This is a genomic window from Bradyrhizobium sp. USDA 4501, from assembly GCF_054062115.1.
In genome coordinates, this window is record NZ_JBSSEX010000001.1 from 3,885,963 (window position 1) to 3,905,627 (window position 19,665).

Below are 19,665 nucleotides of genomic sequence, written 5' to 3' on the forward strand. Positions count from 1 at the left end.
CGGGCTTCGGCAGCTACATTTGAAGCGAGGAAACGAGAGGAATTGCGCAGAATGCTTTGTCAAGCAAGGCCTTGCGAAGGCGCTGCGCAACACCGCGGAGCTTCGGGTGGTGTTCCACCAGCCGCTTGGTGCGGTCCACCGCGGACATCACTCCGGCGGCCTGTCGGCCGAGCCTGGTGAGCGGAATGAAACTGTCGAACAATGGCTCGTCGTCCTTGCAGAACAGCCGCTTGTACTCAAGCGAGCCGAGGCCGAAGTCGAAGGCGCGATAGTGCCGGCCGGCAAAATGATGGATGATTTCCTGCATCAGGAGCAGGCCGGGACTGAATTTCGCGTTGTCTGACAAAGTATAGGTGTTGAACATCGTCGAGAAGCGGTGGCCATCGGCAGCCAAGGCGAAGATCGCGATCACTTCCTCGTCGCATTCGAGCGCATGGATTTCGATGACACGGCCGCCGTGGGACAGCCTTGTCGTGCAGGCGGCGCGGATGAAGTTCTCCACCGCGCCTTCGGCGAACACATTGGACACCTTCCGCTCGGCCAACCGCTCCGACTTCACGCGGAAAAACCAGTCGAGCAGGCGGGCAATGTCGGCATCAGTGGAGGCAACGTGATAGCGGTAGCCGGTCAGCTCCAGCAGTTTGCGCTGCTTGAGCTTCATGCGGCGGGAGGCATTGCCGATCAGGTTCGCGGCCGTTGCGCCCGGCTCGATTGTGCGCATCGGGCAGTTCAAGACCAGGGGCTCATGAGGCAGCAGCGCCAGCGGGTTTTGCACGCCGCGCCACTGCGCCGGCTGCTGGCGCAACGCCAGCACGTCGACTTTGTCACGCTTGGCGAGCATCGCCATGAATGCGTGGAGATCGGCCTTCGTGGCACCCAAGGCGAACCCACGCTCCCACAGGCCCATATTGAAGGTTGCGTGCTCGCCGCCCATGAAGCTCGCGCGGCGGACGCCGAGAACCGTTTGCAGAGCAAGCGGGAGCAAGCCCCGTGGTTGGCCATCGCCGTCACGCGCGATGACGATGAAAGGCGACAGTCCCGCGCGCTCACCGACCTCACGCTGCCAGGGGGCGAGGAAGTCGAACCGCTGAAAGGGCGTGATGGAATGACTCGAGTTCTCAAGACTCCGCCAGATCATCTCGGCGGCGTCGAGATCATGGACGACGTCGACGGCGGCGATGCGCGCTGATTGAGCTCGCGCCGTCCGGCTTTCGATCGCGATCATCGCCAAGCTCTGTCGTGGTGCATAGTCGGAGCGCGGCTGAGGCCGTCCAGTCGGCGCCCGATCTGAGCGTAATTCGATGTCGGGACAAAATTGGCAAAATGCCGCAGGACGAGAGAACTGGGATTACCTCCATCGTTTATTCGTTGGTCATGAAGCTGTCGCTTCGCGCGACGCGCGGGCCGACGGATCGTGTGACGGCAGGGGCTGCGGCGGCGATCGCCGGCGTTCTCAAATTCCCAGCATCGGCCGACGTGTTCAGCCAATCGCAAACATGTCGGCACGCTCAATGATCAGATCGCGGAATAGTCTCGCGCGGCGCGACATCCAATGCGGGTCAGGATAGACGAGATGCATCGGTAGCGATGGTACCGCATAATCCGGCAGCAGATGAACAAGCCGGCCTGCGGCGATGTGTTCGACGGCGCACCAGCTTGGCAGCACCGCGACGCCGAGCCCCTCAACCGTCGCGAGCGTCATCACGTCGGCGTCGTCGCAGGTCATGGACGGCGCGATCTCGACCACATGGCGGCCGGTCTCGGCTTCGAACGTCCACTGATTCCGCGGCGACAAGCGTGAATACGTTACGCTCGGCATGCGGCGCAGATGGTCGGGGAGGAGCGGGGCTTGATGCCGTGCGAGCAGTGAAGGGGCCGCCACCAGGAGGCGCTTGATGGTGCCGACGCGCCGTGCCACCAGCGAGCTGGAGTTCAGCATTCCGATCCGAATTGCCAGCTCCGTCCCGGTCTCCACCAGGTCTACGAACTGCTCGGTGAAGCTCGCATCGAGCCGCACGTCGGGATAGCGGCGAAGATATTCTGCGAAAATGCCGCGGAAAAAGTAGCGACCGAACGAGGTCGGCACAGTGATCCGCAAGGTCCCCGACGGACTGCGAACCCGGCTCTGCGCCGGCGTGCTGGCACTTTCCAACAGCGCGACGATATCCTTGGCGAGCTTGAGCACGCGATCGGCCTCCGGCGTCGGACGAACCTTGCGCGTGGTGCGGACGAACAGCCGGCAGCCGAACTCCGCCTCCAACAACGCCACGCGCTTGCTGATGGCCGGCTGTCCGAGGCCCAGATCGCTCGCGGCCTGGCTGAAGCTGCCGGCCTCCATCACGCGAATGAAGGTTTGCAGCGCATCGATCCGATCCATGCATTCCTCCCAGGAATTTGTAATATTCTTATCATTCCCTACATGGACACAGTCGATCCGGTCTAGCCTCTCGGTAACCAGGGAGGATCAACAATGAACAAATCGATCGGGATCGTCGGCGCTGGAATCGGGGGCCTGCATCTGGCTCTTTATCTCCAACAGCATGGGATCCAGGCGACGGTGCTGACCGACCGCACTCCGGAGCAGTACGCCTCGGCGCGGCTGATGAACACGGTCGCCCATCACAGCGTCACGATCGCGCGTGAGAACGAACTAGGCGTGAACCATTGGGATGACGCCGCCACGATCTACCACCACCACGACCATTTCTTTAATTTCCCAGGCAACGGGCTGCTGTTTCGCGGCGCGTTCAAGAAGCCGAGCCGGGCAGTGGATTACCGCATGTACCTGCCCGCGCTGATGAGGGATTTCGAGCATCGCGGCGGCAGCATCGAATATGCCAGCATCCAGGACGACGACATCCCGGCTCTCGTTTCACGCTTTGACCTTCTCGTCGTGTCGACCGGCAAAGGTGCGCTCGGGCGAATGTTCGCCCATCGGCCGGAGTTGTCCCCCTACAGCCAGCCACAGCGCCTGCTCTGCGTGGGCCTCTATGACGGCGTCGATCACGGCAGCCCGGACGGTGACGACCCGCGCGGTGTCACGCTCTCGGTGTCGCCCGGACATGGCGAGATGATCGTCATTCCGACGCTGTCATTCAGCGGCATGAAGACGGCGCTCCTGATGGAGAACATTCCCGGCGGCGACATGGCCGATCTGGTCTCGCTGAGCTACGACGCGGACCCTGCAGCCTTCCGCCAGACAATTCTCGACAAGCTGGAAAAGCATCATCCGCACACCTACAACCGGATCGACACCCATCGCTTCGGGCTTGCCCAGCCGCTCGACCTGCTGCAAGGCGCGGTGGTGCCGACCGTGCGGCAATCGTCGGTCGCCTTCGATGGTGAGAAATTCGCCGTCGCGCTGGGCGACGTACATTCAGTGGTCGACCCGCTGATGGGCCAAGGCGCCAACATCGCCTCCTACGCCGCCTTCGAACTCGGCAAGGCGATCGTGGAAACGGTGGCCTTCGACGCACGCTTCGTTGAGGAGGTGGATCGCGCCCGCGAAAATCGCGTGTTCGCGGCTGCGCGCTGGACGAATCTGATGCTGCGGCCGCCGTCCGAGGCGATGGGTCGGCTGATCCTCACCATGGCGCAGGACCGAGAACTCTGCGACGAGTTCACCGATAATTTCAACTACCCGGAGCGTCAGTGGGATCGTGTCGCGACCGACAAGCGCATCCACGCTTGGATCGACAGGCGCGCGCCGCTCGCTGCCTGACGCAACAATGATCGCGAGCCGGCCGCACGGTCCACTTGCACCAGGCCGCGACTGCGTGCCGACAAACCATCTCTCGAACCACACGCCGAAAGGCGCGACCTCTTGCCGTTTCGCCATGGAGCGCGATCGATGAACCCGCATCCCGATCCGGCGAGCTTCCGGGCGGCCGCTGCGCGATTCCCCACAGGCGTGACAGTCGTGGCGAGCATCGACCGCGACGGCACTCCGGTCGGCATGACGGCCAACAGCTTCACGACCGTCTCCACCAAACCGCCGACCGTGCTGGTCTCGGTGATGCGAGGGCGGACCTGGCAGGCGATCATGGATTCGAAGCGTTACGCCGTGAATGTCCTTCACGCGGAAGATCTCGCACTCTGCGCGCACTTCTCCGGCAGGCCGCAGGCCGAAAGCTCGCCATCGCTGGTCAACCGGGAAGAGTTTCCCGTCCTGTCGCAAGCGATCGCCCAGTTCGCTTGCGACGTGGTCCGGTCAATTGACGTCGCCGACCACACGCTGTTCATTGGCGAGGTCCGCTGGTGCCGGCAGCGAGACGGTTCCCCGCTCGCCTTTTATTCCAGCCGATTCTGCAACGGGCTCGGCATGACGATCGAGCCCGCGGAGGCAGTCGCCTATCCCGCCGACGGATGGGCGATCTAAGGCGAAGCGCGAAGCCTTCGCGCGACGACCCCTGGAGAACCCGAAATTTGCGGCGCACTGGAGCGGTGGCGCCACGGGGGAACGATCGCAAGCGCCAGCTGAGCAGGGTGCCTGCCAAGCTCGTCAAGCCCGTCCTGAGATGGTGGAATGAAGATCGGGGACAGAGTCGAAGTCGTGGCGATTCCAGATACGCTACCGGAATACACGGGAACGCGGACATTCTTCACGAGGTGTCTCGGCCGCCATTTTCCGACCGTCGATCTCAAGGGAGAACTGGTCGAACTCGAAGTCGGCGAGGTGGTCGAGGAGTCCAGCTACATGCACTCGATTTGGATCGAACGAGAATACGTCCGTCGCGTCTAACGACGAGACATGAGGGCCAACGGTAGAATCGCTGTCTCGCCTCTACCCTCGCTGGGTGACAGCTTGCCCGCACCCACCCCCCGGATACTGAGCGATTTCAATCGCTTAAAAGGGGGTGGTGCCCAGGAAAGGACTCGAACCTTCACGGCCGTTAAGCCACTGGCACCTGAAGCCAGCGCGTCTACCAATTCCGCCACCTGGGCATGTGGAGCGGCTTAGTAAGGATCGGTTGCGCGCTTGTCAAATTCGCGATTGGAAATTCAAATACCCTGTACAGGATAAGGCCGATGGCGTATCGCCAGACGGTTAACCTACGTCAATCGCTCTCGAATCCCACAGGAATCACCCCATGGCATCGAACCTGGACACGCTGGTCACGGTCTTCGGCGGATCGGGTTTTCTGGGGCGGAACGTGGTCCGGGCGCTCTGCAAGCGCGATTACCGCGTCCGAGTCGCGGTGCGGCGGCCCGAGCTAGCCGGCCATCTGCAGCCGCTCGGCCGGGTCGGGCAGATCCATGCCGTCCAGGCCAATGTGCGCTACCCGGCCTCGGTCGAGGCGGCGATGCGTGATTCGCATATCGCCATCAACCTGGTCGGCATCCTGGCCCAGGGCGGTGGGCAGAGCTTCGATGCCGTGCAGGTGAAGGGCGCCGAGACCATCGCCAAGGCGGCGGCCGCGGCCGACGGGCGGATGGTCCATGTCTCGGCGATCGGGGCCGACGCGGATTCGCCCTCGAGCTATTTCCGCGCCAAGGCGGGCGGCGAGGCAGCGGTGCTGGCGGCGTTGCCGTCGGCCACCATCATGCGGCCGTCGCTGCTGTTCGGGCCCGAGGATCAGTTCACCAACCGCTTTGCGGCGCTGGCACGGATGTCACCGGTGCTGCCGCTGGTCGGCGGCGGGGTCAACACGGTGCAGCCGGCCTATGTCGGCGACGTCGCGGACGCCGTGGTCCATGCCGTGGACGGCGAGGCGAAGCAGGGCGCAGCTTACGAGCTCGGCGGGCCGGAAGTGCTGACCATGCGCGAGGTGATGCAGATCATCCTCAAGATCACCCAGCGGGATCGCATGCTGGCGCCGCTACCGTTCGGCCTCGCCAAGTTCCAGTCGTACTTCCTGCAGTTCGCGCCGGGGCCGTTCACGCTGACGCCGGACCAGGTCGAGATGCTGCGTTCGGACAATGTGGTGTCCGACGCCGCCAAGGCCGCCGGCCTGACCTTCGCAGGCCTCGGCATCTCGCCGGATTCGATGGAAGCGATCGCCCCGCAATATCTCTGGCGCTTCCGCGCGACGGGTCAGTTCCAGAAGAAGAGCGCGTAGGCAGCTCTCTCCACCTGTCGTCCCGGCCAAGCCAACGGGTCGCGCGAACGCGCGCCCGATGACAGGCTCCGCGCGAGCCGGCACGGCACCACTACGCTTTTCCCACGCTACCAAGCCCTTCCCCGTCATCCCCGCGCAAAGGCTTTGCCTTTGTCGCTGGAGGTGCGAGCCTCGAAGGATGAACGGCCGGGATCGCGGCCGTCGCCCTTCGAGACGGCCGCTTTGCGGCCTCCTCAGGGTGGCGGTGATGGGATGGTGTCCGTCGCGCCTTACCGTCCCATCGCCAGCGCGATCAGGCCGAGCGTGCCGACGATCACGCGCCACCAGGCGAAGAAGGTGAAGCCGCGGCGGGTGACGAAATTGAGGAAGGCCCGCACCACGATCATCGCCGTGATGAACGACACCACGAAGCCGACCGCGATGACGCTGAGATTGTCGGAGGTGAAGTCGGCCCGGTTCTTGTAGAAATCATAGGCGAACGCGCCGACCATGGTCGGGATCGCGAGGAAGAACGAGAACTCCGCCGCCGAGCGCTTGTCGGCGCCGAGCAGCATCGCCGCCACGATGCTGGCGCCCGAGCGCGACACGCCGGGAATCATCGCCAGGCACTGCGCGACGCCGATCCAGAAATACATCAGCAGCGGGAAGCGGGTCGCATCGTCCTCGTACACTTTGAGATCGAGCTGATCGACCCACAGCAGCACGGCGCCGCCGACGATCAGCGTGAAGCAGACCACCCACGGATTGAACAGGAACTCCTTGATGTATTTGCCGGCGATCAGGCCGATCACGACCGCGGGCAGGAACGCCACCAGCACGCCGATCACGAAGCGGCGGTCGTCGGGATTGGTGAACATTCCGAGCGCCACGCGCCACAATTTGACGAAGTAGAGCGCAAGGATCGCGAGGATCGCTCCGAGCTGGATCAGGATCGCAAAGCTCTTCCAGAAATTGCCTTCGCCCAGATTGAAGAAGCGCTCCGCGAGCAGCAGGTGGCCTGTCGAGGAGACCGGCAGGAACTCCGTGACGCCCTCGATGATGCCGAGAATCACCGCCCGCAGCATATCCGTCATTATGTTGTGGCCTGCCCTGTGTGGAAAACGGGATTCTTCTCGCTTATTCGCACATTGGCCGCAATCGCAAAAAATCGTCAAACAATGGGTTACCCGGCCGATTTGCTGAGCTATAGCGTTTTTGTGACCCGCACCATCTGCGGGGATGGCTACCGGTTTGCGTGCTGACGCGACATAGAGACGACCGGAACTGGTCTGGCCAAAGCACAGGTCCAGACCGCACAGGTTGATGATTTCTTAAGCGCCGCGAAACTACCAAGGGCTTCATGTACACGCTGTATCACCATCCGTTCTGTCCGCATTCGCGCTTCATTCGGCTCGTGCTCGGCGAGTATGGGCTCGATTTGCGCCTTGTGGAGGAACGGGTGTGGGAACGGCGCGAGGCGTTCCTGGCGCTCAATCCGGCAGCCACCACGCCGGTGCTGATCGCCGAGAGCTTTCCGCCGATTCCGGGTGCGCCTGTGATCGCCGAATATGTCGACGAGACGCACGGCCTCGATGCCGGCGATCGGCGGCTGTTGCCGACGTCGACGGCCGAGCGCGTCGAGGTGCGCCGGCTGATGGCGTGGTTCAACGAGAAATTCTTCGAGGAAGCCTCCAACCCGCTGGTGACCGAGCGGATCTACAAGCGGTTCATGAGCGAGGATAATGGCGGCGGCCCGCCGGCGCCCGACATCATGCGCGCCGCCAAGGTCAATGTGCGCTATCATCTGAGCTATATCGGCTGGCTGGCGAAGACGCGGAACTATCTCGCCGGCGACCGCCTGACCTACGCGGATCTCGCCGCCGCGGCGCATCTCTCGGCGATCGACTATCTAGGCGACGTGCCATGGAGCGAGGACGACGCGGCAAAGTCGTGGTACGCGCGGGTGAAGTCCCGCCCGTCGTTCCGCCCGCTGCTCAGCGAATGGCTGGCGGGGGTGCCGGCGTCGCGCACCTATGTGGACCTCGACTTCTGAACCCGGCGGTCAGGCTCTCCCCTTCCGATCTCAAGGCAGCGCTTCAGCGCGAGGCGCATGCGCTCGGCTTCGACGCCGTCGGCTTCACCGCGCCTGATGCGACCAGCGAGGCCGGAAAATATTTCCTCGAATTCCTCGGCTCCGGCGGCCATGGCGACATGGACTGGCTCGCGGCCAATCCGGAGCGGCGCACCGATCCGCGCGTGCTGTGGGGCGGCGTGCGCTCGATCATCATGCTCGGCGTCAATTACGGGCCCGACGACGACCCGCTCGACATCCTTGCACGCCGGTCGCATGGCGCGATCTCGGTCTATGCGCAGGGCGACGACTATCACGACGTGATCAAGAAGCGGCTGAAGGTCCTGGCGCGCTGGCTCGCCACGATCACCGGCGATGAGGTGAAGGTGTTCGTCGACACCGCCGCTGTCATGGAGAAGCCGCTTGCCCAGGCAGCCGGCATCGGCTGGCAGGGCAAGCACACCAACCTCGTGTCGCGCGAATTCGGCTCGTGGCTGTTTCTCGGCGCGATCTATTCGGCTACCGAGCTGCCGCGCGATGTTGCCGAGGCCGATCATTGCGGCAGCTGCCGCGCCTGCCAGGACATCTGTCCGACCGCGGCGTTCCCCGCGCCCTACAAGCTCGATGCGCGGCGCTGCATCTCGTATCTGACGATCGAGAACAAGGGTCCGATCCCGCACGAATTCCGCAAGAGCATCGGCAACCGCATCTATGGCTGCGACGATTGTCTCGCGGTGTGTCCGTGGAACAAGTTCGCGCAAGCGGGGCGCGAGCAGAAGCTCGCCGCGCGCGATGCGCTGCGGGCGCCCGCGCTTGCCGATCTCGCACGGCTCGATGATGCCGCCTTCCGCGCGCTGTTCACGAAGTCGCCGGTCAAGCGCATCGGCCGCGACCGCTTCATCCGCAATGTGCTGATCGCGATCGGCAACTCCGGTGACGCAAGCCTTGTCGGCGAAGCGCGGCGTTTGCTCGACGACGCGAGCCCGCTGGTGCGCGGCGCCGCGGTGTGGGCGCTGTCGCAACTGACCGCCCGCGAAGCATTCGCGGCGCTGGCGTCGCGGGCCGGCGGCGAGCCCGACGTCACCGTGCAGCAGGAGTGGCGCGCGGCCACCGCCTCTTGATTTCATCGCGCCATTCCCGTCATGGTCGCACGCCATGACAAACCAGCCCTTCTTCACCAGGCACGGCGACGGCTTCATGCCGACGGCCGTTGCGAACGGACCGTGGAGTCCGGAATCCCTGCACGGCCGCGTCGTGATCGGCCTCCTCGCCTTCGTCATCGAGGAGCGCCACGGCTCCGACGATTTCGTCCCCGCCCGGCTGACGGTCGACATGTTCCGGCTGCCCAACATCACGACGCCGATCGAGGTGACGACCAAGCTGGTGCGCGACGGCATGCGCATCAAGATGATCGAGGCCGAGTTTGTCTCCGGCGGCACCAGCATGGCGCGCGCCTCCTGCCAATTGTTGCGCCGGACGGAAAATGCCCCCGGCAATGTGTGGTCCCCGCCGAACTGGCAGGTGCCGGCGCCATCGGACATTCCGAAGCCGACCGATCCGAGGCTCGGCATGAACGGCAAATGGGAGACGCGGCCGATCGTCGGCCATATGGGCTCGCTCGGCGAGCGCCGGCTCTGGATGAGCGAGGTGCGCGAGCTCGTCGCGGGCGTGAAGATGACGCCGTTCGTCCATGTCGCGACCGGCGCGGATTTCGCCAGCCCCTTCGCCAATGCCGGCGACCAGGGGCTCGGCTACATCAACAGCGACGTCACGATCTATCTGCACCGCTTGCCGGTGACCAACTGGATCGGCTTCGAGGTCGTCAACCATCACGCCACGGACGGCATCGCGATCGGCGAATGTTGGCTCTATGACGAGAGGGGCCCGATCGGCACCTCCACCGTGGCGGCGCTCGCCCAGCGCAAGCCGATGACCAATCCGCCGCCGCCATGATTGTCATTCCCCGGTGCGCAATTGCGCACCTGAGGGCGATGCGCAGCATCGAACCCGGAATCCATCGGGCCGTAAAGACCAACGGAGATATGGATTCCGGGTTCGCGCTTCGCGCGTCCCGGAATGACGACGGGGGGATTGAGGCTTAGACTAAGCCAGATGCCGCTGCATCTCCGGCCGCGCTTTCAGCTCCGCGCCCTGCTTGCCGACGATCTTGGCGATCCGCTCCGGCGCGAAGTTCAAATCGACGAAGGCCGGCGCGGTGTTGGCGACCTCGTGGTACTCCGTGATCTTGCCGTCGCGCAGCCGCATGATCGCGACGCCCCCGAACATCGCACGCGCGCCCTTGGCTTCCGGCAAGGTCGAGCGGTAGCTGAACGTGTAGCGCGCGTAGAGCGTCGTGCCATCGCTCACGGGATCATGCATCACCCAGCGGAAATCGGTCGCGGTCCGGTAGAACCAGTCGTCGATCATCTCGCCGATTTTGCCGTGGCCCTTGAAGGCACCGTAGAACACATCGTGATAGACGCCGTCCTCGTTGAAGAGATTTGCAAAGGCCTTGCCGTTGCGCTGTTCGACCGCGTCGCAGAACGCGCGCAGCATTGTTGTCGTGTCCATTGGTAGTCTCTCCCGGCTCCTCGCTTCTTCTTCCCTCTCCCCTTGTGGCAGAGGGTGGATCGAATGAGCGAGAGCTCATTCGAGACGGGTGAGGGGTCTGTGTCCGCGGAGAGAACCCCTCATCCGGCGCGGACATCGTCCGCGCCACCTTCTCCCACAAGGGGAGAAGGAAAAAAGCTTAGCCGATCTCCGCCACCGCGGCGATGATGCGGGCGATGTCCTGCGGACGCGACAAGCGGTGGTCGCCGTCCTGGATCATGGTGAGCACGACATCTTCAGCCGGCAGGCGGTGCACCAGCGCGAAGGCGTGCTTCCACGGCACGTCGGGATCCTGCGCGCCCTGCAGGATGCGCACCGGGCAGCCGACGTCGATCTTGCTGCCGAGCAACAGGTGGTTGCGGCCCTCCTCGATCAGGTTGCGGGTGATCGGATAGGGCGTGCCGTCGCCATAGTCGGACGGACGCAGCCACATGCCCTTGGCCTCGATCTCGGCGCGGACCTCCGGCGAGAAGGCCTTCCACATCAGCTCCTCGGTGAAGTCGGGCGCCGGCGCGATCAGCACGAGGCCGGCGAGCGAAGCGCTGCCGCCGCCAGCATTGGCCCGTTTGGCGATCTCGCGCGCAAGCAGCAGCGCCATCCAGCCACCCATCGAAGACCCGATCACGACCTGCGGCCCGCTGCAGAACTGCGAGAACACCGCCACGCTCTCCTCGAGCCAGCGGCCGATGGTGCCGTCGGCGAAATCGCCGCCGGATTCGCCGTGGCCGGAATAGTCGAACCTGACGCAGCCGCGGCCGTGCTCGGCCGCCCACGCATCGAGCGCCAGCGCCTTGGTGCCGGCCATGTCGGACTTGAAGCCGCCGAGCCAGAACAGCCCGGGATTGCTGCCGGCACGGGCCCGCACCGCGATCCGGCGCGCCTCGCTGCCCTCGCCGACCTCGATGAAGGCAGGTTCCTGTTCCGATGCGGCGGTTTGGCTCATGGTTCGGTCACTCGCGTGTCAGACATCTGCTTTTCAATTGTCGCGCGGCACCGGTCAACGGCTGCGACCCCTGCCTTGCGGAGCAGACGAGCCCGCTATATGTGCCGGGCGTGGCCAAAATGCCTCGCAATTGGCGGTTTTGCCGCTTAAAGAAGCGAGTTCGCTTGCCCGTTGCGGCATCTTGCTTCAAAATATCCGCCTTCCCTTTCACAACTTTGGAGAGTTACCCATTCGCCGTCCCAATAGAGCCCCGCCCACAGTCGCCAAAGAAGGGCCGCGCACCAATGACGAGATTCGCAACGCACAGATCCAGCTGATCGATGCGGAGGGTGTCAATCAGGGCACCGTCGAAACCATGGTGGCCATCAAGATGGCCATGGAAGCCGGCATGGATCTCGTCGAGATTTCGCCGAATACCAGCCCTCCCGTCTGCAAGATCATGGACTACGGGAAGTACAAGTATTCCGCGCAGAAGAAGGCTGCCGAAGCTCGCAAGAAGCAGAAGGTCGTCGAGATCAAGGAGATCAAGCTCCGCCCGATGATCGACGATCACGACTATGACGTGAAGATGCGCGCGATGCAGCGCTTCTTCGAGGAAGGCGACAAGGTCAAGATCACCTTGCGCTACCGCGGTCGTGAGATGGCGCACCAGGAGATCGGCACCAAGCTGCTGGACAAGGTGAAGGCTGACGTCGCCGAATTCGCCAAGGTCGAGCAGGACGCGAAGTTCGAGGGCCGCCAGGTCGTGATGGTTCTGGCGCCACGCTAGTTCGAATTTGTCGCTTTGTTGAAATGAAATGGCCCGTCAGGCGATCTGGCGGGCTGTTTCGTTTCCGTAGCCCGGATGGAGCGCAGCACATCCGGGGGGCCGGTGCGTCCGCGGCGCGACCTGCCCCGGATTGCGCTGCGCTCCATCCGGGCTACCCGGTTCCGGCCCCGATTCCCCGCCTGAAACGTTGCAAAACCGCCGATCCTCTGTCATAAGCCGGGCCTTCGCCGCCCGGCTGATCAAGGGCTGCCGTGGCGACGTCTGGTGCAGGTTCTTTCAATTCGGAAAAAACCTTAGCACTTTCAACGCTCTAACGAGCATTTTAGCCGGCCGGACGCCTCTCGGGGCGATTTTCGTGCTGTGCGACAGGAGAGCCAAATGCCCAAGTTGAAGACCAAGTCGGGCGCTAAAAAGCGCTTCAAGGTGACCGCCACTGGCAAAGTCATGCACGCCCAGCGCGGCAAGCGCCACGGCATGATCAAGCGGACGAAGAAGCAAATCCGTCAGCTCCGCGGCACCCGCGTGCTGTTCAAGACCGACGGCGACAACGTCAAGAAGTACTTCTTGCCGAACGCCTGATCGCACCGATCGCTTGAACCCTCGCCGCGACTGCGCGGCGCCCAGTCACCTCTTCCAGATCAAGGATTTCCGTCATGTCTCGCGTCAAACGCGGTGTGACCGCTCACGCCAAGCACAAGAAAGTCTACAAGGCCGCCAAGGGCTATTACGGCCGCCGCAAGAACACCATCCGCGTCGCCAAGCAGGCCGTCGAAAAGGCCGGCCAGTACGCCTTCCGCGACCGCAAGCGCAAGAAGCGCACCTTCCGCGCGCTCTGGATCCAGCGCATCAACGCCGCGGTCCGTCCGTTCGGCATGACCTACAGCGTGTTTATCAACGGCCTCTCCAAGTCGGGCGTCGTCGTCGACCGCAAGGTGCTGTCGGATCTCGCGATCCACGAGCCGGTTGCGTTCCAGGCGATCGCCGAGAAGGCCAAGGCCGCGCTGGCCGCCTGATCCTAGCGGGCGGCCCTAACGCGATTTGGGGCCCGCCTTCAGCGCCTTCTGCGAATAGCGCTGGGCGACGATCGCCCGGCAGAACGCCGTGAACGAGCGGTACATGGTGCCGCTTTCGTGGTCGTATTTGTGGTCGCAGCGCTTGAGCTGGCCGGCATAGGCCTTCTTCTGCGACGCTCCGAGGCCGGACAGGAAGTCCCCCTCGCACCTCTTCTCGACCACGGCGCCGAACTGGACGTCTCCGCTGGCGCCGTATTCGCACGCCTCGAAGATCTTCATCGCGCGGTTGCAGCTCGGCGCCTTCTGAAGCTCCGCGATGATGTCGTCCATCTGGGTCGATTTGGCGGGACATTCCTCGGTCGCGGCATGCGCCGTTGTGAGCATCAACAGCACCGCCGGCACGGCCAGGCAAGATCGCAGCAACATCGCGTGGGCCTCCTTGAACTCCCCTTGGGTAGCCCGGCCTCCGCGCGGGGTTCAATGCTGCCGGCCACCGGCTCGAAATGACCGGCTTTTCGCTTGACGTTACCGCCTTCGGGCGGCGACAACCCAGCCGAATTTTGGCGCATGGTACCGGTTCGGGCAGCGGTTCTTCCCACCGGATCATGCTCCGCTCAAGCGCAGGAATTGACCGTGTCCGACCTCGCAACGCTCGAACAATCCATCCTCGACCAGATCGCCTCAGCCGCTGACGAGGCCGCCCTCGAGGCGGTCCGCGTCTCGGCGCTCGGCAAGAAGGGCTCGATCTCGGCCTTGCTCGCCACCCTCGGCAAGATGTCGCCGGAGGAGCGCAAGACCGAAGGCGCCAAGATCAACCTCGCCAAGGATGCGGTGACGCAGGCGCTCGCGGCCAGGCGCGACGTGCTGAAAGCGGCCGCGCTCGATGCGCGCCTCGCCGCCGAGACCATCGACGTCACGCTGCCGCTGCGCGAGGCGCCGGCGGAGACCGGCCGCATCCATCCGTTGAGCCAGGTCTGGGACGAACTCACCACGATCTTCGCCGACATGGGCTTTGCGGTCGCCGAAGGTCCCGACATCGAGACCGACGACTACAACTTCACCAAGCTGAACTTTCCCGAAGGCCATCCGGCGCGCGAGATGCACGACACCTTCTTCTTCAACCCGAAGGAGGACGGCTCGCGCATGCTGCTGCGGACCCACACTTCTCCGGTGCAGGTGCGCACCATGCTGACCCAGCAGCCGCCGATCCGCGTGATCTGCCCGGGCCGCACCTATCGCATCGATTCGGATGCGACGCACACACCGCAATTCCACCAGGTCGAGGGCCTGGTGATCGACAAGGGCTCGCATCTCGGCCACCTCAAATGGATCCTACACGAGTTCTGCAAGGCGTTCTTCGAGGTCGACCACATCAACATGCGGTTCCGGCCCTCGTTCTTCCCGTTCACCGAGCCGTCGCTCGAGGTCGACATCCAGTGCCGCCGCGACAAGGGCGAGATCCGCTTCGGCGAGGGCGAGGACTGGCTGGAGATTCTCGGCTGCGGCATGGTGCACCCCAACGTGCTGCGCGCCTGCGGCCTCGATCCCGACGTCTACCAGGGTTTTGCCTGGGGCATGGGCATCGACCGCATCGCGATGCTGAAATACGGCATCGCCGACCTGCGGCAATTGTTCGACAGCGACGTGCGCTGGCTCAGCCACTACGGCTTCAAGCCGCTCGACATCCCGTCGATCGCGGGGGGCTTGAGTTCGTGAATCTTGTCTTCGGTCCCATTGTGAAGAAAGCCGCCACCCTAACCCTCCCCCGCAAGCGGGAGAGGGGACTGGAGAAGTCATCGTCATGAAGTTCACCCTCTCCTGGCTGAAGGAACATCTCGAGACCGACGAGCCGCTCGACAAGCTCGCTGACAAGCTCACCATGATCGGGCTCGAAGTCGAGAACATCGAGGACAAGGCGAAGGCGCTGGCGCCGTTCACCATCGCGCGCGTGATCTCGGCCGAGCAGCATCCGAATGCGGACCGGCTGCGCGTGTGCATGGTCGACACCGGCGACGGGGCTGAGCCTGTGCAGGTGGTGTGCGGCGCGCCGAATGCGCGTGCCGGGCTGATCAGCGTGTTCTCGCCGCCCGGCACCTACATCCCCGGCAAGAACATCACGCTCGGCGTCGGCACTATCAGAGGCGTCGAGAGCCGCGGCATGCTGTGCTCGGCGGCGGAATTGCAGATCTCCGAGGATCACGACGGCATCATGGAGCTGCCGGCGGACGCGCCGCTCGGCAAGGGCTATGCCGACTGGGCCGGGCTCGGCGATCCCACCATCGAGATCAATTTGACGCCGAACCGGCAGGACTGCACCGGCGTGCACGGCATCGCGCGCGATCTGTCCGCCGCCGACATGGGCAAGTTCAAAGACCCCGGCATCAGGCCGATCAAGGGCGAATTCCCCTGCCCGGTCGAGGTGAAGGTGGAAGACGCCACGCTGTGTCCGGGCTTCGCGCTGCGGCTGGTGCGCGGCGTGAAGAACGGCCCGTCGCCGGAATGGCTGCAGAAGCGGCTGACCTCGATCGGCCTGCGCCCGATCAACGCGCTGGTCGACATCACCAACTTCATGACCTACGACCGCGCCCGCCCGCTGCACGTGTTCGACGCCAAGAAGGTGCAGGGCAACCTCACCGTCCGCCGCGCCAAGGACGGCGAGACGCTGCTCGCGCTCGACGGCCGCACCTATACGCTCGACAGCAACATCTGCGTCATCGCCGACGAGCACGGCGTCGAATCGCTCGCCGGCATCATGGGCGGCGAGGCCTCGGGCTGCGACGACAACACCACCGACGTGCTGATCGAATCGGCGCTCTGGAACGAGATCAACATCGCGCAGACCGGCCGCAAGCTCGGTATCAATTCGGACGCGCGCTATCGCTTCGAGCGCGGCGTCGATCCGGCCTTCATGGTGCCCGGGCTCGAGCTCGCGACCAAGCTGGTGCTGGCGCTGTGCGGCGGCACGCCGTCCGAGAACGTCGTGGTCGGCAAGCAGTTCGGCGAGGATCGCGTCATCGACTTCCCGCTCAGTGAAGTGAAGCGCCTCGCCGGCATCGAGGTGCCGCTGGTCGAGGTGAAGCTGATCCTCACCCGGCTCGGCTTCATGCTGGCCGGCAACGGCCCCGTGGTGAAGATCGCGATCCCGTCCTGGCGCACCGACGTGCACGGCAAGGCCGACATCGTCGAGGAGATCGTGCGCATCGTCGGCGTCGACAAGGTGCCGATGACGCCGTTCGAGCGCGGCGAGGAGCCGCGCAAGCCGGTGCTGACGCCGATGCAGCTGCGCACCCGCCGTGCCAAGCGCGCGCTCGGCGTGCGCGGCATGGTGGAAGCCGTGACCTGGTCGTTCATCACCAATGACGCGGCAAAACTGTTCGGCGGCGGCCAGAGCGAGCTCGTGCTTGCCAACCCGATCGCGGCCGATCTTTCCGACATGCGGCCGAGCCTGCTGCCGGGCCTCGTCGCGGCGGTTCAGGCCAACATCAATCGTGGCTATCCCGATGTGGCACTGTTCGAGGTCGGCCAGGTGTTCCGCGGCGACCGCCCGGAGGACCAGTTGGTCGCCGCCTCCGGCGTGCGCCATGGCTTCGCCTCGTCGAAGGGGATCGGGCGGCACTGGGCCGGCTCGGCTGCGGCGGATGCGATGGATGCCAAGGCCGACGCCTTCGCCGTGCTGGCGGCCGCCGGCGCGCCGATGCAGGCGCTGCAGATCGTCCCCGGCGGTCCGGCCTGGCTGCATCCGGGGCGCTCCGGCACCATCCAGATCGGCCCGCAGAACGTGCTCGGCACTTTCGGCGAGCTGCATCCGCGTGCGGCCGAGGCGCTCGGCGCCGACGGCCCGATGATCGTGTTCGAGGTGATCCTCGAGCGCATCCCGCAAGGCAAGCAGCGGGCGACGCGCGCCAAGCCGGTGCTGGAGCTCTCGGCATTCCAGCCGGTGTCGCGCGACTTCGCCTTCATCGTCGATCGCAGCGTCAAGGCGGGCGACATCGTCCGCGCGGCGCAGAATGTCGACAAGAAGCTGATCACTGATGTGACCGTGTTCGACGTCTACGAAGGCAAGGGCATCGACCCCGACAAGAAGTCGATCGCGATCGCGGTGACGATCCAGCCGCGCGAGAAGACCATGACCGACCAGGAGATCGACGCGGTCGCCGCCAAGGTCGTCGCCGATGTGACCAAGAAGACCGGCGGCACGCTGCGCGGGTGATGTGAACCACAGGCGGTCTATTGCACCGTCACCCTGAGGAGGCCGCGTAGCGGCCGTCTCGAAGGGTCGACGGCCCCGCCTGTGGCCGTGCATCCTTCGAGGCTCGCTCTGCTCGCACCTCCAGCGACAAAGGCGAAGCCTTTGCGCGGGGATGACGGGTCTGAGTAGGGGCGCTTTGAGTTGCCAGCCAGCTAGTCGAATCTCGTTATCCTTTCATGACCTCCTTCAGCCTGATCCCCTCCGACATCTCGACCAGCATCGCGCTCGCGATTTGCGCGATCGCCTTCGTGTCGGGCACGGCGCGCGGCTTCTCGGGCTTCGGCTCGGCGCTGATCTTCATGCCGCTCGCGAGCAGCGTCGCGGCGCCGCGGCTGGTGGCGGCGCTGCTGCTCGTCATCGACTTCATCGCCGCCACGCCGCTGCTGCCGAACGCCTGGACCCACGCCGACCGCAAGGCGACCGCGGTCATGGTCGCCGGCGCGCTGGTCGGCGTCCCCATCGGCACCTATTTCCTGACCGTGTTCGAACCCGTCACGACGCGCTGGATCATCTCCTGCTTCGTCGCGGTGCTGCTCGCACTGCTGCTGTCGGGCTGGCGCTATCACGGCAAGGAGCACGTCGCCCTCTCCGTCGGCGTCGGCGGCCTCTCCGGCTTCTGCAGCGGCCTCGCGCAGACCGGCGGCCCGCCGATCGTCGCCTACTGGCTGGGCCGCCCGATCTCGTCGGTGATCTCGCGCGCCAATATCGTGCTGTTCTTCGGTGCCTCGGACTTCTTCTCGCTGGTCAGCTACTGGTTCACCGGCCTGATCACGATCGAATCGGTCAAGTTCTCGCTGATCGTCGGCCCGATCTACGGCATCGGAGTCTGGTTCGGCGCCGCGCTGTTCGGCAAGGCGAGCGAAAATGTGTTTCGCGCGATCTGCTACGCGCTGATCGCCGCGGCCGTCATCGTCGGCCTGCCGGCGCTTGATGGCATCCTGCGCGGCGGCTAGGGTCGCAGCACAAAAAAGAGACCAGGGAGACACCGATGATCGATCGCCGCAACGCATTGAAACTGGCGCTCGGCAGCGCCGCCGTGCTCGCGGCACCGGGCGCGCGCGCGCAAACCGACAAGGCGCGGACCCGCATCGTGTTCCTCGGCACCAAGGGCGGGCCGCGCGTCGGCAACGGCGCTTCGAACCCTGCCAATCTCGTCGTCGTCAACGATACCCCGTTCGTGATCGATTGCGGCATGGGCGTCAGCCGCCAGCTTGTGCGCGCGGGCGTGCCGATCCCGCAGGTCAAGTACATCTTCATCAGCCATCATCATTCCGATCACAATCTGGAATACGGCAATCTGTTCTACAACGCCTGGGCGGCCGGCCTCTCGACGCCGATCCATTCGTTCGGCCCCAAGGGCATCGAGGCGATGACCAAGGAATATTGGGAGCTGAACAAGTTCGACGTCGAGACCCGGATCGAGGACGAAGGCCGCCCGGACCCGCGCAAGCTGCTGATCGCGAAAGACATCAGCGACGACGGTGTGGTGCTGAAGACATCGGATGTCACCGTGACCGCGTTCCGCACACCGCATCCGCCGATCACGGATAACTTCGCCTACAAGTTCGAGACCCCGGACGGCACCATCGTGTTCTCCAGCGACACCGCCTACAACCCGAAGCTCGCCGAATTTGCCAAGGGCGTCGACGTGCTGGTGCACGAATGTCTCTACGTCCCCGCGGTCGACCGCCTGGTCGCCACGACCAAGAACGGCGCCACGCTGAAGAAGCATCTGCTCGACAGCCACACCTCGACCGAGGACGTCGGCCGCATCGCAGCCGCCGCCGGCGTGAAGACGCTGGTGCTGAGTCACTTCGTCCCCGGCGACGATCGGCAGGTCACCGACGATGACTGGACGAGGGACGTGAAGAAGAACTATTCCGGCCGCATCGTGGTGGCCAAGGATCTAATGGAGCTGAAGCTGCCGGTGTGATCGGACAAATCATGTCGCGAGAATGCGGATTCATGACCA

Annotated in this window: 20 protein-coding genes and 1 tRNA gene; 14 read left to right on the forward strand and 7 right to left on the reverse strand. The window is 64.6% G+C overall.

All coding sequences use genetic code 11. The features are described from left to right. Positions 1 to 13: 13 nt before the first annotated feature. Both ACVWZM_RS17825 and ACVWZM_RS17830 read right to left on the reverse strand, forming a co-directional pair. A complete protein-coding gene (locus ACVWZM_RS17825) occupies positions 14 to 1,225 on the reverse strand; it encodes a GNAT family N-acetyltransferase (RefSeq protein WP_456854059.1) in 1,212 nt (403 codons plus the stop codon). A 255-nt stretch (positions 1,226 to 1,480) separates the two neighbouring features. After that, a complete protein-coding gene (locus tag ACVWZM_RS17830; protein ID WP_057020387.1) occupies positions 1,481 to 2,377 on the reverse strand; it encodes a LysR family transcriptional regulator in 897 nt (298 codons plus the stop codon). A gap of 93 nt (positions 2,378 to 2,470) precedes the next feature. On the opposite strand from ACVWZM_RS17830, the gene styA reads away from it, so the two are divergent. The 3 genes from styA (at position 2,471) to ACVWZM_RS17845 (ending at position 4,741) form a co-directional block, all read left to right on the forward strand. Beyond that, complete coding sequence (gene styA / locus ACVWZM_RS17835; protein ID WP_057020386.1) at positions 2,471 to 3,721, forward strand: styrene monooxygenase subunit StyA; 1,251 nt, start codon at positions 2,471 to 2,473, stop codon at positions 3,719 to 3,721. Positions 3,722 to 3,850: 129 nt separating this feature from the next. After that, the gene (locus ACVWZM_RS17840) at positions 3,851 to 4,378 is read left to right on the forward strand and encodes a flavin reductase family protein (RefSeq protein ID WP_076833763.1); all 528 of its coding nucleotides are present in this window, start codon (positions 3,851 to 3,853) and stop codon (positions 4,376 to 4,378) included. 174 nt (positions 4,379 to 4,552) lie between these two features. After that, complete coding sequence (locus ACVWZM_RS17845; protein ID WP_253588369.1) at positions 4,553 to 4,741, forward strand: hypothetical protein; 189 nt, start codon at positions 4,553 to 4,555, stop codon at positions 4,739 to 4,741. Between the two features lie 116 nt (positions 4,742 to 4,857). Here ACVWZM_RS17845 and ACVWZM_RS17850 read toward each other — a convergent pair. After that, positions 4,858 to 4,944 (reverse strand) — tRNA-Leu (locus ACVWZM_RS17850). Positions 4,945 to 5,090: 146 nt separating this feature from the next. On the opposite strand from ACVWZM_RS17850, the gene ACVWZM_RS17855 reads away from it, so the two are divergent. After that, a complete protein-coding gene (locus ACVWZM_RS17855; RefSeq protein ID WP_253588370.1) occupies positions 5,091 to 6,059 on the forward strand; it encodes a complex I NDUFA9 subunit family protein in 969 nt (322 codons plus the stop codon). Positions 6,060 to 6,328: 269 nt separating this feature from the next. On the opposite strand, the gene ACVWZM_RS17860 is transcribed toward ACVWZM_RS17855, so the two are convergent. Then, positions 6,329 to 7,132: an undecaprenyl-diphosphate phosphatase gene (locus tag ACVWZM_RS17860; RefSeq protein WP_456854064.1), complete on the reverse strand. Its 804-nt coding sequence runs from the start codon at positions 7,130 to 7,132 to the stop codon at positions 6,329 to 6,331. Positions 7,133 to 7,398: 266 nt separating this feature from the next. On the opposite strand from ACVWZM_RS17860, the gene ACVWZM_RS17865 reads away from it, so the two are divergent. From ACVWZM_RS17865 to ACVWZM_RS17875, 3 genes are read left to right on the forward strand one after another with little or no spacing between them, the layout of a single operon-like run. Next, positions 7,399 to 8,091 carry a glutathione S-transferase family protein gene (locus tag ACVWZM_RS17865; RefSeq protein WP_057020382.1) on the forward strand — a complete coding sequence of 231 codons (693 nt, stop codon included), beginning with the start codon at positions 7,399 to 7,401 and terminating at the stop codon, positions 8,089 to 8,091. Further along, entirely contained in the window at positions 8,040 to 9,230 is a 1,191-nt protein-coding gene (queG, locus tag ACVWZM_RS17870) for a tRNA epoxyqueuosine(34) reductase QueG (RefSeq protein WP_456854066.1), read from the forward strand. Before ACVWZM_RS17865 ends, queG begins: the two co-directional genes overlap by 52 nt. 34 nt (positions 9,231 to 9,264) lie before the next feature. Further along, entirely contained in the window at positions 9,265 to 10,062 is a 798-nt protein-coding gene (locus tag ACVWZM_RS17875; RefSeq protein WP_253588372.1) for an acyl-CoA thioesterase domain-containing protein, read from the forward strand. 150 nt (positions 10,063 to 10,212) lie between these two features. Here the strand turns inward: ACVWZM_RS17875 and ACVWZM_RS17880 are convergent, their stop codons facing one another. Continuing rightward, positions 10,213 to 10,680, reverse strand: a complete 468-nt coding sequence (locus ACVWZM_RS17880) for a nuclear transport factor 2 family protein (protein ID WP_456854068.1) — start codon at positions 10,678 to 10,680, stop codon at positions 10,213 to 10,215. Between the two features lie 178 nt (positions 10,681 to 10,858). Continuing rightward, positions 10,859 to 11,662, reverse strand: a complete 804-nt coding sequence (locus ACVWZM_RS17885) for an alpha/beta fold hydrolase (RefSeq protein ID WP_253588374.1) — start codon at positions 11,660 to 11,662, stop codon at positions 10,859 to 10,861. 229 nt (positions 11,663 to 11,891) lie between these two features. Here ACVWZM_RS17885 and infC point away from each other — a divergent pair, with 229 nt between their 5' ends. From infC to rplT, 3 genes are all read left to right on the forward strand, one after another. After that, positions 11,892 to 12,431 carry a translation initiation factor IF-3 gene (gene infC, locus ACVWZM_RS17890; RefSeq protein WP_026192043.1) on the forward strand — a complete coding sequence of 180 codons (540 nt, stop codon included), beginning with the start codon at positions 11,892 to 11,894 and terminating at the stop codon, positions 12,429 to 12,431. 378 nt (positions 12,432 to 12,809) lie between these two features. Continuing rightward, a complete protein-coding gene (rpmI, locus tag ACVWZM_RS17895; RefSeq protein WP_008539890.1) occupies positions 12,810 to 13,010 on the forward strand; it encodes a 50S ribosomal protein L35 in 201 nt (66 codons plus the stop codon). A 74-nt stretch (positions 13,011 to 13,084) separates the two neighbouring features. Beyond that, positions 13,085 to 13,444: a 50S ribosomal protein L20 gene (gene rplT / locus ACVWZM_RS17900; RefSeq protein ID WP_018269297.1), complete on the forward strand. Its 360-nt coding sequence runs from the start codon at positions 13,085 to 13,087 to the stop codon at positions 13,442 to 13,444. 15 nt (positions 13,445 to 13,459) lie between these two features. Here the strand turns inward: rplT and ACVWZM_RS17905 are convergent, their stop codons facing one another. Next, positions 13,460 to 13,870, reverse strand: a complete 411-nt coding sequence (locus ACVWZM_RS17905; protein ID WP_057020377.1) for a hypothetical protein — start codon at positions 13,868 to 13,870, stop codon at positions 13,460 to 13,462. A gap of 207 nt (positions 13,871 to 14,077) precedes the next feature. Between ACVWZM_RS17905 and pheS the strand changes: the two genes are divergently transcribed. The 4 genes from pheS to ACVWZM_RS17925 all read left to right on the forward strand — a co-directional run bounded on the left by pheS (position 14,078) and on the right by ACVWZM_RS17925 (position 19,626). After that, on the forward strand, positions 14,078 to 15,160 hold the full coding sequence (pheS, locus tag ACVWZM_RS17910) for a phenylalanine--tRNA ligase subunit alpha (RefSeq protein WP_057020440.1): 1,083 nt from the start codon (positions 14,078 to 14,080) through the stop codon (positions 15,158 to 15,160). 85 nt (positions 15,161 to 15,245) lie between these two features. Then, positions 15,246 to 17,654 (forward strand): phenylalanine--tRNA ligase subunit beta, encoded by a 2,409-nt coding sequence (gene pheT, locus ACVWZM_RS17915; RefSeq protein WP_076833752.1) that lies wholly within the window; start codon positions 15,246 to 15,248, stop codon positions 17,652 to 17,654. A 215-nt stretch (positions 17,655 to 17,869) separates the two neighbouring features. Beyond that, positions 17,870 to 18,646: a sulfite exporter TauE/SafE family protein gene (locus tag ACVWZM_RS17920; protein ID WP_456854070.1), complete on the forward strand. Its 777-nt coding sequence runs from the start codon at positions 17,870 to 17,872 to the stop codon at positions 18,644 to 18,646. 35 nt (positions 18,647 to 18,681) lie between these two features. After that, positions 18,682 to 19,626, forward strand: a complete 945-nt coding sequence (locus ACVWZM_RS17925; RefSeq protein WP_057020374.1) for an MBL fold metallo-hydrolase — start codon at positions 18,682 to 18,684, stop codon at positions 19,624 to 19,626. Positions 19,627 to 19,665 lie beyond the last annotated feature (39 nt).

Excerpts from the sequence above, each read along its gene's own strand:
- ACVWZM_RS17825 (WP_456854059.1), bottom strand. The coding sequence starts at position 1,225 with ATGATCGCGATCGAAAGCCGGACGGCGCGAGCTCAATCAGCGCGCATC.
- ACVWZM_RS17830 (WP_057020387.1), bottom strand. The coding sequence starts at position 2,377 with ATGGATCGGATCGATGCGCTGCAAACCTTCATTCGCGTGATGGAGGCC.
- styA (WP_057020386.1), top strand. The coding sequence starts at position 2,471 with ATGAACAAATCGATCGGGATCGTCGGCGCTGGAATCGGGGGCCTGCAT.
- ACVWZM_RS17840 (WP_076833763.1), top strand. The coding sequence starts at position 3,851 with ATGAACCCGCATCCCGATCCGGCGAGCTTCCGGGCGGCCGCTGCGCGA.
- ACVWZM_RS17855 (WP_253588370.1), top strand. The coding sequence starts at position 5,091 with ATGGCATCGAACCTGGACACGCTGGTCACGGTCTTCGGCGGATCGGGT.
- ACVWZM_RS17860 (WP_456854064.1), bottom strand. The coding sequence starts at position 7,132 with ATGACGGATATGCTGCGGGCGGTGATTCTCGGCATCATCGAGGGCGTC.
- ACVWZM_RS17865 (WP_057020382.1), top strand. The coding sequence starts at position 7,399 with ATGTACACGCTGTATCACCATCCGTTCTGTCCGCATTCGCGCTTCATT.
- queG (WP_456854066.1), top strand. The coding sequence starts at position 8,040 with ATGGCTGGCGGGGGTGCCGGCGTCGCGCACCTATGTGGACCTCGACTT.
- ACVWZM_RS17875 (WP_253588372.1), top strand. The coding sequence starts at position 9,265 with ATGACAAACCAGCCCTTCTTCACCAGGCACGGCGACGGCTTCATGCCG.
- ACVWZM_RS17880 (WP_456854068.1), bottom strand. The coding sequence starts at position 10,680 with ATGGACACGACAACAATGCTGCGCGCGTTCTGCGACGCGGTCGAACAG.
- ACVWZM_RS17885 (WP_253588374.1), bottom strand. The coding sequence starts at position 11,662 with ATGAGCCAAACCGCCGCATCGGAACAGGAACCTGCCTTCATCGAGGTC.
- rpmI (WP_008539890.1), top strand. The coding sequence starts at position 12,810 with ATGCCCAAGTTGAAGACCAAGTCGGGCGCTAAAAAGCGCTTCAAGGTG.
- rplT (WP_018269297.1), top strand. The coding sequence starts at position 13,085 with ATGTCTCGCGTCAAACGCGGTGTGACCGCTCACGCCAAGCACAAGAAA.
- ACVWZM_RS17905 (WP_057020377.1), bottom strand. The coding sequence starts at position 13,870 with ATGTTGCTGCGATCTTGCCTGGCCGTGCCGGCGGTGCTGTTGATGCTC.
- pheT (WP_076833752.1), top strand. The coding sequence starts at position 15,246 with ATGAAGTTCACCCTCTCCTGGCTGAAGGAACATCTCGAGACCGACGAG.
- ACVWZM_RS17920 (WP_456854070.1), top strand. The coding sequence starts at position 17,870 with ATGACCTCCTTCAGCCTGATCCCCTCCGACATCTCGACCAGCATCGCG.
- ACVWZM_RS17925 (WP_057020374.1), top strand. The coding sequence starts at position 18,682 with ATGATCGATCGCCGCAACGCATTGAAACTGGCGCTCGGCAGCGCCGCC.